Consider the following 13,001-nt stretch of genomic DNA (forward strand, 5'->3'; position numbering starts at 1 on the left):
TCCTACGTTGGGATGGCGTACATCCCGTAGGAGCTGGCGAAGCCTGCGATCTTTTGATGTTGATTTCAACGCGGCTGCAACACCAACGCAAACAACTCACCATGCCCATTCACATTGAGCTTGTGATAGAGGTTGCGCCGGTGCACCTTCACCGTCTCCGGGGAAATGCCCATCTGTTGGGCGATGGCCTTGCTTGAGAAGCCCTGGAGAATCAGTCGCGCCGTTTCGACTTCCCGTACGGACAGGCGCGCGTCGAAGCGATCCAGCAAGGTCGCCAGATCCCCGGCCACCGCCTCGGCAGCCGGTCCTTCCGGCGGCAGCAATTGCAGGTGACGGCGCATCGCCGCCAGCACCCAATCACGCACGCAGAGCAGGCGGCCCTGCTCTGCAGGGCTGAACCGCGTTGAGCGACCCAGGGACAAACCGAGCACGGCGCCATCGACGTTGACCATGAACTGCAACTCGTCACCGCCCACCACGGTGCAAAAGTAGCTCAGGTAGTACTCACTCTGCTGGAATTGGTCAGGGGCGACCGAATCGAGGCTGTGCAAACCGTCGGCAATGCCGGCGCAGGCGGCCTGATAAAACGGATCGAGCAGGTACATGCCAGCGCTGTAGTCCGCCAATTCTTCATGCTCGTACGCGCCACCTTTAGAGTCGAAATCAATCAGCAGGCGCGGCACCCGCCCGGCCCGCATCACCGCGACCAACGCATTATCCAGCGGCACCAGCAGGCGTAGCGTGTCGACCAGCACGCGCCAGAACCCGTCCTGCCCCACTGCTCCAAACATTCGCGCCAGCCCTTGGTGCACCGGCAACTCTTTCAACAACGCGTCCACGCACTACCCCTTTCGAGTAACCCATGATGGGAATGGGTGAGCCCACTCCCTGCCGATACGCTGCAAGCACCTGATCATCACCGGCCTGCAGCAGGCCAGGAGTGCCGCATCATGAGTCGTCACCGCGCGTATATCAATCTTGGACTGGGCGCCTGTCTGTCGGTCTCGCTATCGGCGATTGCCGCCGAGGAGCCCACCGTGCACGTGTACAACTGGTATGACTACATTGGTCCCACGACCCTGCAGGATTTCAAACGTGACACCGGCATTGCGCCGGTCTATGACACCTTCGACAGCGCCGAAGTACTGGAGGGCAAATTGCTCACCAGCCGCAGCGGATACGACGTGGTAGTGGCCAGTAACTTCAGTCTGCCAACCCTGATCAAGGCCGGTGCTCTTGCGCCCCTGCCGCACGCTCAGATGCCTGATTTCAAAAACATGGACGCTGATCTGTTGGCGAAGCTGGCCAACAATGATCCGGGCAACCAGTACGCCGTGCCGTATCTGTGGGGCACAAACGGCATCGGCTACAACATCGACAAGGTCCGCGCTGCGCTGGGCGACAAGGCGCCGGTGGACTCCTGGGACCTGGTGTTCAACGAAGAGAACCTGGCCAAGCTCGGCCAGTGCGGCGTGGCCATGCTCGACTCGCCGGCCGAGATGCTGCCAGTCGCCCTGCACTACCTCGGTCTGCCACCTAACAGCACCAACCCCGAGGACTACAAGAAGGCCGAAGCGTTGCTGCTCAAGCTGCGTCCACACATCGCCTACTTCAACTCGTCCAAGTTCATCAGCGACCTGGCCAACGGCAACATCTGCGTGGCGGTGGGTTGGTCCGGCGCGATGCTGGAAGCCAAGACCAACGCCGAGCAGGCCAACAACGGCGTGAAGATCGCCTACAGCCTGCCGAAGGAAGGCGCGCCGGTGTGGTTCGACACGCTGGTGTTGCTCAAGGACGCGCCGCATCCGGAACAGGGCCTGGCCTTCATCGACTATCTGATGCGCCCCGAAGTCATCGCCCCCGTCAGCGATCACCTCTCCTACCCCAATGGCAACCGCAGCGCGACACCATTGATGGCCGAAGCCACCCGCAACAACCCGGCGGTGTATCCGTCGGCCGAGGCCATGGCCACGTTATTCACCCTTCAACCTCTGCCGCCAGCCACTGAGCGCGTGCGGACGCGGATCTGGAGCAAAGTCAAAAACGGTCAGTAAACCCGATGGAATCTGTAGCAGCTGTCGAGCTTGCGAGGCTGCGTTCGGCTGCGAAGCAGTCGTAAATCCTGAAATCTAGGACTACCTGATACATCGCATTGCCTGATTTCACGACTGCTTCGCAGTCGAACGCAGCCTCGCAAGCTCGACAGCTGCTACACGGATTGCGATAGCCAATAACTTGCTGAAGATGAGAGAAGCGATGAAACCACGTGCCCGCGACCTGAACATCCAATTCGGCCAACTGCAACCCGGCCCGCTCAACGCCATTACCGATGTGCCCGGCGTCCGGGTCGGCCACAGCAATGTGCGAGGACGCACCGCGAACGGTCGCGACATCCTGACCGGCGTCACCGTGATCGAGCCGCGTACTGGTTCCACCAATCAGCAACCGTGCTTTGCCGGCGTCCATGTGCTCAACGGCAACGGTGATGCCACGGGGCTTGAATGGATTCGCGAGGCCGGCCTGTTGACCAGCCCGATCGCCTTCACCAACACCCACAGCCTGGGTGTGGTGCGCGATGCGCTGGTGACGCTGGATCGCCAGAACCAGCCCGATGACGGGCGCCTCTACTGGAACATGCCCGTGGTGCTGGAGACCTTTGACGGTCTGCTCAACGACATCAACGGTTTCCACGTGAAGCCTGAACATGTGGCCCAAGCCCTGCGCACGGCGGTGGGTGGCCCAGTCAGTGAAGGCGCCGTCGGCGGCGGCAGCGGCATGATCTGTCACGAATTCAAGGGCGGGATCGGCACTGCTTCGCGACGTCTGAACAGTGCTCAGGGCGGCTGGACCGTCGGCGCTATCGTCCAGGCCAACCACGGCATCCGCAACGAATTGCGCGTCGACGGTTACCCGGTCGGGCGCTACATGGAAAAGGCCGACTCGCCGTTCCTCAAAGCGTCCTTGCCGCACCCTGGCATGGGTTCGATCGTTGTGTGCCTGGCCACCGATGCGCCGTTGTTGCCACACCAGTGCACGCGCCTCGCGCAGCGCGCCAGCCTCGGCCTAGCCCGCACCGGCGGCGGCAATGAAGACCACAGCGGTGACATTTTCATCGCGTTTGCCACCGGCAACCAACACGTGCCACCCGCCGCTTATGAAGGCAAAGGCGCGCCGACCTGCGACAACCTGAGCATGGTCAACAACGACCACATCAGCGAGCTGTTCCTGGCCGCCACCGAAGCGGTGGAGGAAGCGATCATCAATGCCTTGCTGGCCTCCGATACTGCCGAAGGCAATGGCCATGCGGTGCCGGGACTGGATGCCGGAGCGTTGCTCAACGCCTTGCGTCGGGCTGGCTGGCCGGGTGAACAGGTCTAGCCGGATTGAGGTGTCTGGAGGCCGCAAAGAGCTCGCGACCAAGGCTTCTCGCGGCGTCCAAGTGCACAGCTGGATCCTGAACTTCCGATTCGAGCAGCAGCTTGGACGTCACCACCTGCGCACCGCAATAGTCAAAAATTCCATGGTCAATCTGCGTCTTCATGGCCTCGGCATAACCGTGCCGAGCGTAGGTTGCAGCGTCGGCACCGCCCACACCGATCAGGTGAACCCGCAGATGGCCAAGCTTCTTCTCCAAGTCGGCATCTGCACCGAAATCGAACGCCCAGCCGTTGGCGAACACCCGATCAATCCAGCCCTTGAGCAGCGCCGGCATCGACCACCAGTAAACGGGATAAACCAGCACCAGCGCATCGGCGCGTTCTATCCGCGCTTGCTCGGCAACCACATCCGCAGGGGGCGGCGCTTCCCGGTGATGCACCGCCAGATCAGCGGCGCTGAACCTCGGATCGAACCCTTCGGCCGAGAGGTCGGCGATTTCAACGGTATGACTGGGATCATCCAGGTTGAACCCCTGAGCGACCTGGGCAGCCAGACTGTGGGTGAGCGAACGCGGATCGTGATGAGCCACAACAATAAGCGCGTGCATGCTGGAAACTCCTGATTGAGAGCACAAGGCGAACCTTATATACTCTTGGTAAGTTACGATCAGTAAGTTACTTTTGGTACATAGCCATGTCAAGCACCGAAACAGACGCGCAGGATCCCATCCCGCCACCGCGACGACGAATGTCCCGGGAGGACCGCCAACGCCAGTTGCTGGACGTCGCCTGGCAACTCGTTCGGGAAGAAGGCACGGACGCGCTGACATTGGGGCGGCTCGCCGAGCAAGCCGGGGTGACCAAACCGGTGGTTTACGATCACTTCACCACGCGATCCGGGTTGCTGGCGGCGCTCTACCAGGACTTCGATGCCCGACAGACAGCGCTGATGGATGCTGCGCTTCAGAACAGCGAACCGACTTTGCCCGGCACCGCCAGAGTGATCGCTTCGTCGTACGTCGACTGCGTACTGCTTCAAGGCAACGAAATCCCCGGCGTCATCGCGGCACTGGCCAGCTCCCCGGAACTGGAGAAGATCAAACGCGAGTACGAAGCGATTTTCCTGAACAAGTGCCGGACCGCCCTCGCCCCTTTCGCTGGCATGGGTGAGATCAAGCCAGCGGGCCTGCGGGCAATGCTCGGTGCGGCAGAAGCCTTGTCCCACGCCGCGACAAATGGAGAAGTCACGGCCGTGCAGGCCCAGGACGAACTGTATGAAACCATCGTGGGGATGGTTGAAAGAAGTGCGCGTGGTGACGCGGGAGAAGTCGCTGGGGTGATGCCTGAAACAGCATGCGACTAGCGGTACTTGAGTGCGAACCCCCATTTTTCTACGATGAATTTACGCAGCCGCTTGTTTGCTCAAGCCGTTGCGTAAGTGGTGGGTGAAATGAACCCCTACCAAGCTCACCACTTGTTTCATGCGCATCTTGAGCCTCGAGGGCTCTACTTCCTCCCCATCAAAGAGCTTTGAGGCTCTTTTTTTATCTGCACCAATTCCAGACACCAAAAAGCCCTTGGCGCGTTGTCCGCACCAAGGGCTTTTTTTGCGTCGAGTCGAAGGTGACTAAACCAACCGCAGTCGAGGGGAATGGGCTGGTACGGCACCGTCACCCAGTCGCTCGCGGACAAACTCATTGGCTTTGCGCATCATCTGGTCCAGGTGTCGGTCACGCTGCTTTTCCGCATCGAGCATCGCGCGCTTGCCGTGTTTTTGCAGCAGGTACGTATGAATCTGCCGCACCTCCAGCGAGCTGTAGATTGATGCCACATCCAGCAGGGCCATCAAGCCATCGGTGCCATGGTCACGGGTGTTCATCAGCACCTGAGTACCGCGCGCGCCCACCACCTGAAAGCCCATTGCCTCAAAATACGGAACCTTGGCCACGGCGCACGTCAACTCGGCATGAGGATAACGGCCGACCATCTCCCGCAGCATCTTTCGGGCGACACCCTGACGCCGATGGCTGGCCTGCACCGCCATATACGCCACGCCGCATGCATCAGGATCGTCCTTTACCGGCAAGTACAGCAAGAAACCAACGACCTTCTCCGGGTCGTCATCGTCGGTCGCAACGAGCAACTCCACGGCAATCCCTTTCACACCGTTCAACGCCTCCAGACACAGGTGAACCTCGTAGCCGATCGCGTACTGGTACACGTTGTACAACAGGTTGCTTGGCGCGATAGCGACCATGCTGATGTCGGTCAGGTAATCGACCACCATCTGCAGGATCTGGCTATTGATGTGCTCGGGGCACGGGGTTTTGAAGTGGGTGATCTGGGGCATTCGTGGCTCTGACTCTGGGGCGGACGTGAAGAGTGTGTTCGCGGGCGTGCCTATCATAACGTGCTGACGTGACCGAAGGTGGTGTGACACTCGACAGCAATGCTGGATGTCCCGGCCCCATCGTCGGAACGCCGCGGCGATGCCCCCTTGGGTCTTCGAATTCGAAACCACGGCGGAGCAAGCAACGTGGAATACCACGCGCAAATTACTGCTCCGGCGCAACCATGCGAAACCGGATATTGATCTTGTCGGAGACGACGCCGTCGGCCCATTCACCTTCACCGACTTTGAAGTCGCTGCGTTTGAGCGTTAACTGGCCATCGAAAATCCCGATGGCGTTCTCGGACTTCAGGAGCACCGGTACATCCACTTCACGCGTGATGCCCCTGAGCGTGAGTTTGCCGGTGATCGAGTAACGGTTGTCGCTCAGTACCTTCACACCGGTCGATTCAAACCTCGCCACTGGATACGTTGCCGAGTCGAACCAGGCAGGCTTTTGCAGTTCGTTGTTGGCGTCGCTGCTTCCGGCATCGATGCTGTCGAGCTGGATGGTGAGCGCGGTGTGGGCGGCTGACGGGTTCGCCGTGTCGAAATCAAGCGTGGCCTCGAACTTGCCGAACGTCCCATATACCCGCGAGGAGAACTGTTTATATGTGAAGGAGATCGTGCTGGCGGTTTCATTTACCTGCGTGTACTCGACCGCCTGGACGCAAGGCAACGCGCCGAATGCAAGGGCGGCAACCAGCACCGCGCAGGTCGGGAATCGATGTTTCATGGGGTTCTCCGGGGCGGGCTCCCGTCATGAACTGAGGTGCCGCACACGTTAGCCAGCGATAGGTGGACTAAAGCAAAAAAACGCCGCTTATTCCACCTGGTGCTCAGGCTTCCGACCACCTGTCGGCCAACGCGAGTGGCCGCCCGATACGGCCTGACGCCCGGGTGTTTAATGACTGTCCGACTCACCGCATCGGGAGACTGGCCATGAAATTCGTCATCATCGGAGGAACTGGGCTGATCGGCAGCAATGTCTGCAAGAACCTCCAGAATCAGGGGCATGAAGTCATAGCGGCGTCACCGAGTACCGGCATCAATGTCATCACCGGCGAAGGCCTGGCGGACGCGCTCAAGGGCGCCGACGTGGTGGTCGACGTGGCGAACTCACCCTCATTCGAGGATCACGCGGCGTTGCATTTCTTTGAGACCGCCGGGCATAACCTGTTCGCTGCCGAGAAGGTAGCCGGCACCCGACACCATGTTGCCCTGTCAGTCGTCGGCACCGAACGGATGCTCGGCAGTGGTTATTTCCGGGCCAAGATGGCCCAGGAAAAACTCATCAAAGCGTCGGGCGTTCCCTACACCATCCTGCGCGCCACGCAGTTCTTCGAGTTCATTGGTGCCATCGCTTATTCAGGTCGCGAGGACGGCAACACTATCCATTTAACGTCCGCCGCGTTGCAACCGGTGGCCTCGGTCGATGTCGCGGCCGCACTGACGGCTATCGCTCTAAAAGCACCGATCAATCAGACCGTGGAAGTGGCCGGGCCGGATCGCCGCCTCATTGTCGAGTTCGTGAGTGAATACCTGAAACACACCAAGGACCCGCGCGAGGCGGTGTCGGACGACACGGTTCCTTACTTCGGTGCGCCTATCGATGACAAATCTCTCACGCCAGGCGATAAGCCCATTGTCGGAGCGACCCGGTTTGAAGACTGGCTGGAGACCGCGCATCCGTCTTGAGTCGCTAGTGGCGATGATGATCAGCGGCGCTGGACTCTCGCAACCACGCCCGCTGCAACAGCTTGATGACCTCGGCATCCGAGGTCTGGGAAAAATCCATGTACCAACGGCCGATCGACATGAGCCAGTCGGGAATGAGCGGGCATATCAGCTCATCCACCTCGCTGCGCAGCGCCTCCGCCGTCTCAATCGGCGCCACGGGCACGGCGACGACGATGCGAGACGGCGCGTGCACACGCACCGCGTGGATCGCCGCCATCATCGAGGCGCCTGTCGCCAGGCCGTCGTCGATCAGAATCACCACCTGATCCTCGAGTTGCACCGGCGCGCGCGTTCCCCGGTAGGCCTGCTCGCGGCGCAACAGCTCCCGGGTTTCCCGTGCGACCACGGTGTCGAACGTGGCCTGATCAATCGGGTGGGCCCGCAGCGCGTGTTCATTGAGGATTTGGATGTCGCCGCTGGCGATGGCGCCCATGGCGAGCTCCTGATGGGACGGAACCCCGAGCTTGCGCACCAGCATCAGGTCGAGGCGAACCTCCAGGGCGGTGGCCACTTCATAGGCGACCGGCACACCGCCACGGGGCAAGGCGAGGACGATGACATCGGGTCTATGCGCGTATTTGAGTAGCGGCTCCACCAGACGTCGACCGGCCGCGGCACGGTCCTGCAAGAGGGGTGACGATGAGGGACTCATTTGAAAACCTCCTCAGGCGATCACGCCTGTCGGTTCGCATCACACGGTCACTCCAGGATTGTCGGTCTGACGGTGGCTGACATCAAGTTCAGGGCTTTTCACAGTTTAATGTCTGGAAGCATCCGGCCTTCCGACTCAAACCAAAGCGACCTCCCTGATGCAGGCTTTTATTAGCACCGGCACAAAGAAGGTCGCGCCTGTCAGGCTCAGGACAAGCCCGCAAGGTTTACGCAGTGAACCGGTCTAACATGCGCTCGCAACTGTCCGCGGAGAAATAACAACGGAGTCTTGTGGTTTCAAACGCTGAGTCAATGCCAGCATCGTCAGGAAACCCAGTGCAATCAGCAGCGGATACGCCATCAACAGTTCGGAAAGGGAGTATTTCCAGGCCAACGGGCGCCCGACCCCCAGCATGGCCGCATACATCCAGGACACGGCCGACAGCGAGCCGCAGAACAGCGCCAGCATCCGTGCATTGAAGCCAAGATTGAGCAACGAGCCTGCCTTTTGCAGCGCGGGCAACACCAGGCGATGCAACAAGAGACCGTTGTAACTCAGCAACACGACAATAATCACTTTGGCGTGAAGCTTTGGATTCATAAAGTAATTCATACCTTTTTCCAGGTAATCAATCCCGATGATAGCGGCACCAGTCACCCACAACGCTATCAATGCAGTGATGACAGACTTCTGAAGACTTTCCATGTGAGCATTATCATGCTCAGTGAATGTTTTTCGTTTGAACAAGTCTCTGACCATCGCAATATCACTGGTCAATACCAAGCCGATGGCCACACAACACGACACTAAATGAACGTAAATCACGCCCATTCGCAAAAACTCCATAAACTCTTTATTTTCTAGCAGGCTCATAATTGTATTTATCGCCACGGTACTTTCTCCACCTTATTCGATAGTACAGATCGATACTTAACAGGGCATTCAACACTTCGAAACCCTATTCGACCTTACTTTTATAAAGTATGCCAAATCATAGACTTGACACTGCTTAGCCTCTTGATTCGCATGGCAAATCAATGACCGGCTTATTATTGCCTCCTGAATGTCAGGTAAAAAAATCCCCATTAGCATTCAATGCACATGAGGATAATTTTCCACTTCTTTTATGCGGCTGCAGGAGCAGGTCTTGGGTGACGTGCTGCAGGATCAGAGGCCTGGAGTCCTGGAATGTTCATTTTTTGATCACACTACCGACAAACGGCGGCCATTGTGAGCACCCCGCACGTCGGTACTAACTCATCAACTTCTCTGTCAGCCCCATGACAACTGGGCTGGTGAATTACAGGGGTTTCCAATAGTGTTTATGGATCCATTAGTTGTTAGGCGACTTACGAAAAGTGCAATAGCGAGCTGCTCGCATTCAGGACCTGCCCTCACTGAAACAGTCATACTTTTGTAAGGGATGACAACATCACCAGCGCCAATGCGGGAGCCAACGTTGTCGCTTTAAGATGAGTTGTTCGAACAACGTCGCCGGTCTATGGAACCGGCGCACTTAACGTTTTTCGTAGATAGCTCGCAGACGCCGGACATAAATGTTTGAACTGGGCTGTTTGGGTGATGGCAACAGGCGCGGCCTGCCTGTCGAACTGTTCATAACCATTGGCGGCAAAAAAACCGGCTGCCCCTTGGGTCAACAAATGCAGTCGAAGCGCGCCTTGTGAGGCCGCCCACTGTTCCAATGCAAACAACACAGCTTGGCCCAGCCCTTCTCCACGACGCGCGTCACACACCACTATTGAACGAAGCAACAGGTCGGGAGCCGAACCCTCCAGCCCTCCAAACGCCACCCATTTCCCCGCCACTTCGAAACGGTAAAACTGCCGGCCTGGTTCGCTGACATCATCGCAAGGCAATGCTGCCTGACGCAGGGCATCACGGAGCTGATCCAGACCTTTATCGTCTACTTTAATCATCTGCATGTTCAGCACCGTTACCTCCTGTCCGCCTACACCAACCGCTCAATCTTCTGATGCTGCCAGACCATTTTGTAATACGCCGTCTGCAACGCCAGCATCCCCAGATACGCCACCGGAAACGCCATCCACACACCCTGCAACCCGAACCGCGCATCCAACGCATACGCCACCGGCAACTGCACCAGCACCACGCAAACAATCGAAATCGCCATCGGCACCAGCACCGAGCCGCTGGCGCGCATGATGCCGCCGACGATCGCCTGGAAGCCGAACACCAACAGGCTCCAGAGCATGATGTGCAACAGATGTTCCGCCATCGCCCGGGTGGAATCCTCCGTGAGGAACAACCCCAGCAACCAGTGCGACAACAGATAACCCAACACCACCAACCCACCGGTCAGGCACACATTGATCAACAGCCCCGTGCGCAGAATCGGCCCCATGCGCTCAAGCCGCCCTGCCCCAATCGCCTGAGCCCCGAGGATCGACGCCGTGATCGCAATCGACAGCGCCGGAAACTGCACGTAATTGACGATCTGCGTCACCGCCCCATACGCCGCCGTCGCCTGCGAACCGTGCTGATTCACCAGGGCCAGAATCACCAGCTCCGACACCGACAACACCACCATCTGCAACCCGGTCGGCAACCCGATGCGCAACACCTTGCCGAGAATCACCAGGTCCAGCCGCATCGCCGCAAACATCTCCCGATCCGGCGCCAACGGATGCCCCTTGCGAATCAACCGCCACGCCAGCCACCCCATCGCCGACAAATTACCCGCCAACCCGGCATACGCCGCACTCTGAATCCCCATCATCGGCAGCCCGAACCAACCCCGAATCAACGCCGGCGTCAGCGCCAACCCGATACACGTCGACACCACCAACGCGATCAGCGGCGACACCGTATCGCTCACCCCGCGCAGCAGTTGGGTGAAGAGCACGTAGACCAGCAGCGACGGCATGATCCACATCATCACGTGGGCGTAGGACACTGCGTCGTCGATTACGTCTGCCGGGGTCCCCAAACCCTGCAAGGCTGGTCTTGCGAAGACGCTGCCGAGTACTGCTGCTGTCAGGCCGATCATTGCGCCTAACAGCAGCGTTGTGCCGGCGATGGTTTTCACCAGATGCGGTTCACGCGCGCCCCAGGCCTGGCCGATGAGCACACCAGCGCCCGCGCCGAGGCCGATGATCAGGGCGATGAAGAAGAAGACGATGGGGAACATGCCGGACACGGCAGCCAGGGCTTGGGTGCCGAGCATTTGGCCGATGTAGATGCTGTTAATGGTGCCCGACATGGATTGGAGGAAATTGGAGAGGACCATGGGGGCCAGGAAAAGGAGGTAGGTTTTCCAGAGGGGGTGTTGGGTGGCGGGGGTTTGCATTGAGGGTCCGTCTCGGGTGCGATCGCGGTTTGCAAATTCTACTCTAGGGGACTGCGTACCACCGATTCGATTTCGCAGACTTGAGTAGCATGAGTAATGTCTGCTTTCGGCCAAACGCAGACGCTCGTACAATTTTTTGTGCGCAATAAAGCCAAGCCCTTCACGACTTGCAGTAACCGGCCAGGAGCAATCCGTGGATAGAATAATCGCGAAACGGTAGCCTATTCAGTGAGAATGGCGAGTCATACTCGACAGTTTTTTCCTGCCATTCCGTAAATAACCTTGGATGATTAGAAGAGATGGGACCGAAAACCGAAGAGCTGATCTGTGTTCTTGACCAGCTTGCTACGGCACTTGAAAGCGATGGAGATGCTCGCTGGAGCCTGTGGATGCGAAAGGCACGAGCACTCCTTCTCGACTCTGATTACTCTGGGATTACTTACCTACTGTCGGCCTATGGAGGAATGGGCTCTTTCAATGATCTGATTCTTGGACAGAGCTATGACGATGGCGTTGTTTCCTGGAAATCAGGCCATGTAGAGTTAAACGAAAAATTCGATAAATTACGCAACGAAGCTGCGCAGCTCGCCGATGAAATAAAGCGATCACAAGACTGATGACGAATCGTCGAAGCAACGGGCTAATGCGCGCGCGTAAACTCCGCATCCACTTTGCCAAGGTCCGCTATGGGTCGATTGCAGCCCCTCACGACGGGCAGTAATCGGCCAATTGCTGCCTGTCGAAGCCTTAGGTGATAGAAGGCTGCTGACTTGTAATGTAGAACAGGTTAGAAATGCATTTTTAACTAATCGATACTGAGTGCGCTCACTAACGAGGCAATGTATGGGTGAAGCAAAGCGCAGGGGCACAAAAGCACAACGGGTAGCTTTACTTGATGAGAGTGGCGCACAGAAAACGTGATCTGTCCCCGTTTACCCCTGTTCAATACTCATAATCGGTAGACACCTCAAAATCGCGGTCAAACTTCATAACAAAGCAACGCCATCTACCGCCCGTATGCTGACACATAAGCTCGTTCAACTTCGAAACCAACGCCGAAACCTCCACCTCACACGAATCGGATAAAAAATCCGAATGCCGAACTCCATTTTTACAATATGAAAAACTGGACTCAACCCAACCCTCATCTAAATCCAGCTCAGCTTTATAAACAATTTCTTCACAGGCTTTCGGCGCCTCTTCATAAATGAGGGCGGCCAAGGAATTTAAAATCTCTAACTGTTCTTTCATAACATTACCCACCCTTCTGGTTTAGAAAGCGCTTGGTTTTCGCTTCACCGTCAATTGTGTACTTTACAACAATTGAGTCAGGTCTGGCAGAGCCGTCATCAGAGGAAAGATAGAGGTCGAGTCGACGCTGGAGCAGGGCACAATTTTCCGTGTGAATTTGCCCATTCGCTAATATCCATGGTTCAGACGTTCAAGTACCGCCGAATCTGTAGAGCTTATGGTGAATGGCTGTTATGGGTCGTTTTCAGCCCGTCACCACAGGCA

At 57.8% G+C, this 13,001-nt stretch carries 14 protein-coding genes; 5 read left to right on the forward strand and 9 right to left on the reverse strand.

The genetic code is table 11. The features are described from left to right. Positions 1-65 precede the first annotated feature (65 nt). Positions 66-839, reverse strand: a complete 774-nt coding sequence (locus ACYZTX_RS19925) for a helix-turn-helix transcriptional regulator (protein ID WP_462035531.1) — start codon at positions 837-839, stop codon at positions 66-68. Positions 840-950: 111 nt separating this feature from the next. Here ACYZTX_RS19925 and ACYZTX_RS19930 point away from each other — a divergent pair, with 111 nt between their 5' ends. Both ACYZTX_RS19930 and ACYZTX_RS19935 read left to right on the forward strand, forming a co-directional pair. Beyond that, complete coding sequence (locus ACYZTX_RS19930; RefSeq protein ID WP_462035532.1) at positions 951-2,054, forward strand: extracellular solute-binding protein; 1,104 nt, start codon at positions 951-953, stop codon at positions 2,052-2,054. 202 nt (positions 2,055-2,256) lie between these two features. Further along, positions 2,257-3,378 carry a DmpA family aminopeptidase gene (locus tag ACYZTX_RS19935; RefSeq protein ID WP_462035533.1) on the forward strand — a complete coding sequence of 374 codons (1,122 nt, stop codon included), beginning with the start codon at positions 2,257-2,259 and terminating at the stop codon, positions 3,376-3,378. On the opposite strand, the gene ACYZTX_RS19940 is transcribed toward ACYZTX_RS19935, so the two are convergent. Further along, complete coding sequence (locus ACYZTX_RS19940) at positions 3,335-3,985, reverse strand: NAD(P)H-dependent oxidoreductase (RefSeq protein ID WP_462035534.1); 651 nt, start codon at positions 3,983-3,985, stop codon at positions 3,335-3,337. The genes ACYZTX_RS19935 and ACYZTX_RS19940 overlap by 44 nt on opposite strands. An 86-nt stretch (positions 3,986-4,071) precedes the next feature. Here ACYZTX_RS19940 and ACYZTX_RS19945 point away from each other — a divergent pair, with 86 nt between their 5' ends. Continuing rightward, positions 4,072-4,740 carry a TetR/AcrR family transcriptional regulator gene (locus ACYZTX_RS19945; protein ID WP_462035535.1) on the forward strand — a complete coding sequence of 223 codons (669 nt, stop codon included), beginning with the start codon at positions 4,072-4,074 and terminating at the stop codon, positions 4,738-4,740. A 264-nt stretch (positions 4,741-5,004) separates the two neighbouring features. Here ACYZTX_RS19945 and ACYZTX_RS19950 read toward each other — a convergent pair whose 3' ends face one another. Together ACYZTX_RS19950 and ACYZTX_RS19955 are read right to left on the reverse strand one after the other, a co-directional pair. Continuing rightward, the gene (locus ACYZTX_RS19950) at positions 5,005-5,727 is read right to left on the reverse strand and encodes a GNAT family N-acetyltransferase (protein ID WP_462035536.1); all 723 of its coding nucleotides are present in this window, start codon (positions 5,725-5,727) and stop codon (positions 5,005-5,007) included. A 205-nt stretch (positions 5,728-5,932) separates the two neighbouring features. Next, on the reverse strand, positions 5,933-6,502 hold the full coding sequence (locus tag ACYZTX_RS19955; RefSeq protein WP_462035537.1) for a YceI family protein: 570 nt from the start codon (positions 6,500-6,502) through the stop codon (positions 5,933-5,935). 206 nt (positions 6,503-6,708) lie between these two features. Between ACYZTX_RS19955 and ACYZTX_RS19960 the strand changes: the two genes are divergently transcribed. After that, positions 6,709-7,464: an SDR family oxidoreductase gene (locus ACYZTX_RS19960; RefSeq protein WP_462035538.1), complete on the forward strand. Its 756-nt coding sequence runs from the start codon at positions 6,709-6,711 to the stop codon at positions 7,462-7,464. Positions 7,465-7,468: 4 nt separating this feature from the next. Here ACYZTX_RS19960 and ACYZTX_RS19965 read toward each other — a convergent pair whose 3' ends face one another. The 4 genes from ACYZTX_RS19965 to ACYZTX_RS19980 form a co-directional block, all read right to left on the reverse strand. Continuing rightward, the gene (locus ACYZTX_RS19965) at positions 7,469-8,158 is read right to left on the reverse strand and encodes a phosphoribosyltransferase (RefSeq protein ID WP_462035539.1); all 690 of its coding nucleotides are present in this window, start codon (positions 8,156-8,158) and stop codon (positions 7,469-7,471) included. 243 nt (positions 8,159-8,401) lie between these two features. Then, on the reverse strand, positions 8,402-9,049 hold the full coding sequence (locus ACYZTX_RS19970) for a hypothetical protein (protein ID WP_462035540.1): 648 nt from the start codon (positions 9,047-9,049) through the stop codon (positions 8,402-8,404). Between the two features lie 608 nt (positions 9,050-9,657). Beyond that, positions 9,658-10,101 carry an arsenic resistance N-acetyltransferase ArsN2 gene (arsN2, locus tag ACYZTX_RS19975; protein ID WP_462037078.1) on the reverse strand — a complete coding sequence of 148 codons (444 nt, stop codon included), beginning with the start codon at positions 10,099-10,101 and terminating at the stop codon, positions 9,658-9,660. 26 nt (positions 10,102-10,127) lie between these two features. Then, entirely contained in the window at positions 10,128-11,486 is a 1,359-nt protein-coding gene (locus ACYZTX_RS19980) for an MATE family efflux transporter (protein ID WP_462035541.1), read from the reverse strand. A gap of 299 nt (positions 11,487-11,785) precedes the next feature. On the opposite strand from ACYZTX_RS19980, the gene ACYZTX_RS19985 reads away from it, so the two are divergent. After that, positions 11,786-12,103, forward strand: coding sequence for a DUF6966 domain-containing protein (locus tag ACYZTX_RS19985; RefSeq protein ID WP_462035542.1), 318 nt, complete (start codon positions 11,786-11,788; stop codon positions 12,101-12,103). 325 nt (positions 12,104-12,428) lie between these two features. Here ACYZTX_RS19985 and ACYZTX_RS19990 read toward each other — a convergent pair whose 3' ends face one another. After that, positions 12,429-12,737: a hypothetical protein gene (locus tag ACYZTX_RS19990; RefSeq protein ID WP_462035543.1), complete on the reverse strand. Its 309-nt coding sequence runs from the start codon at positions 12,735-12,737 to the stop codon at positions 12,429-12,431. Positions 12,738-13,001 lie beyond the last annotated feature (264 nt).

The organism is Pseudomonas sp. MDT1-17, assembly GCF_054898105.1.

What these genes read in the sequence shown, in the direction of transcription:
- ACYZTX_RS19930 (WP_462035532.1), top strand. Translation starts at nt 951, where the DNA reads ATGAGTCGTCACCGCGCGTATATCAATCTTGGACTGGGCGCCTGTCTG.
- ACYZTX_RS19935 (WP_462035533.1), top strand. Translation starts at nt 2,257, where the DNA reads ATGAAACCACGTGCCCGCGACCTGAACATCCAATTCGGCCAACTGCAA.
- ACYZTX_RS19940 (WP_462035534.1), bottom strand. Translation starts at nt 3,985, where the DNA reads ATGCACGCGCTTATTGTTGTGGCTCATCACGATCCGCGTTCGCTCACC.
- ACYZTX_RS19945 (WP_462035535.1), top strand. Translation starts at nt 4,072, where the DNA reads ATGTCAAGCACCGAAACAGACGCGCAGGATCCCATCCCGCCACCGCGA.
- ACYZTX_RS19950 (WP_462035536.1), bottom strand. Translation starts at nt 5,727, where the DNA reads ATGCCCCAGATCACCCACTTCAAAACCCCGTGCCCCGAGCACATCAAT.
- ACYZTX_RS19955 (WP_462035537.1), bottom strand. Translation starts at nt 6,502, where the DNA reads ATGAAACATCGATTCCCGACCTGCGCGGTGCTGGTTGCCGCCCTTGCA.
- ACYZTX_RS19960 (WP_462035538.1), top strand. Translation starts at nt 6,709, where the DNA reads ATGAAATTCGTCATCATCGGAGGAACTGGGCTGATCGGCAGCAATGTC.
- ACYZTX_RS19965 (WP_462035539.1), bottom strand. Translation starts at nt 8,158, where the DNA reads ATGAGTCCCTCATCGTCACCCCTCTTGCAGGACCGTGCCGCGGCCGGT.
- arsN2 (WP_462037078.1), bottom strand. Translation starts at nt 10,101, where the DNA reads ATGCAGATGATTAAAGTAGACGATAAAGGTCTGGATCAGCTCCGTGAT.
- ACYZTX_RS19980 (WP_462035541.1), bottom strand. Translation starts at nt 11,486, where the DNA reads ATGCAAACCCCCGCCACCCAACACCCCCTCTGGAAAACCTACCTCCTT.
- ACYZTX_RS19985 (WP_462035542.1), top strand. Translation starts at nt 11,786, where the DNA reads ATGGGACCGAAAACCGAAGAGCTGATCTGTGTTCTTGACCAGCTTGCT.
- ACYZTX_RS19990 (WP_462035543.1), bottom strand. Translation starts at nt 12,737, where the DNA reads ATGAAAGAACAGTTAGAGATTTTAAATTCCTTGGCCGCCCTCATTTAT.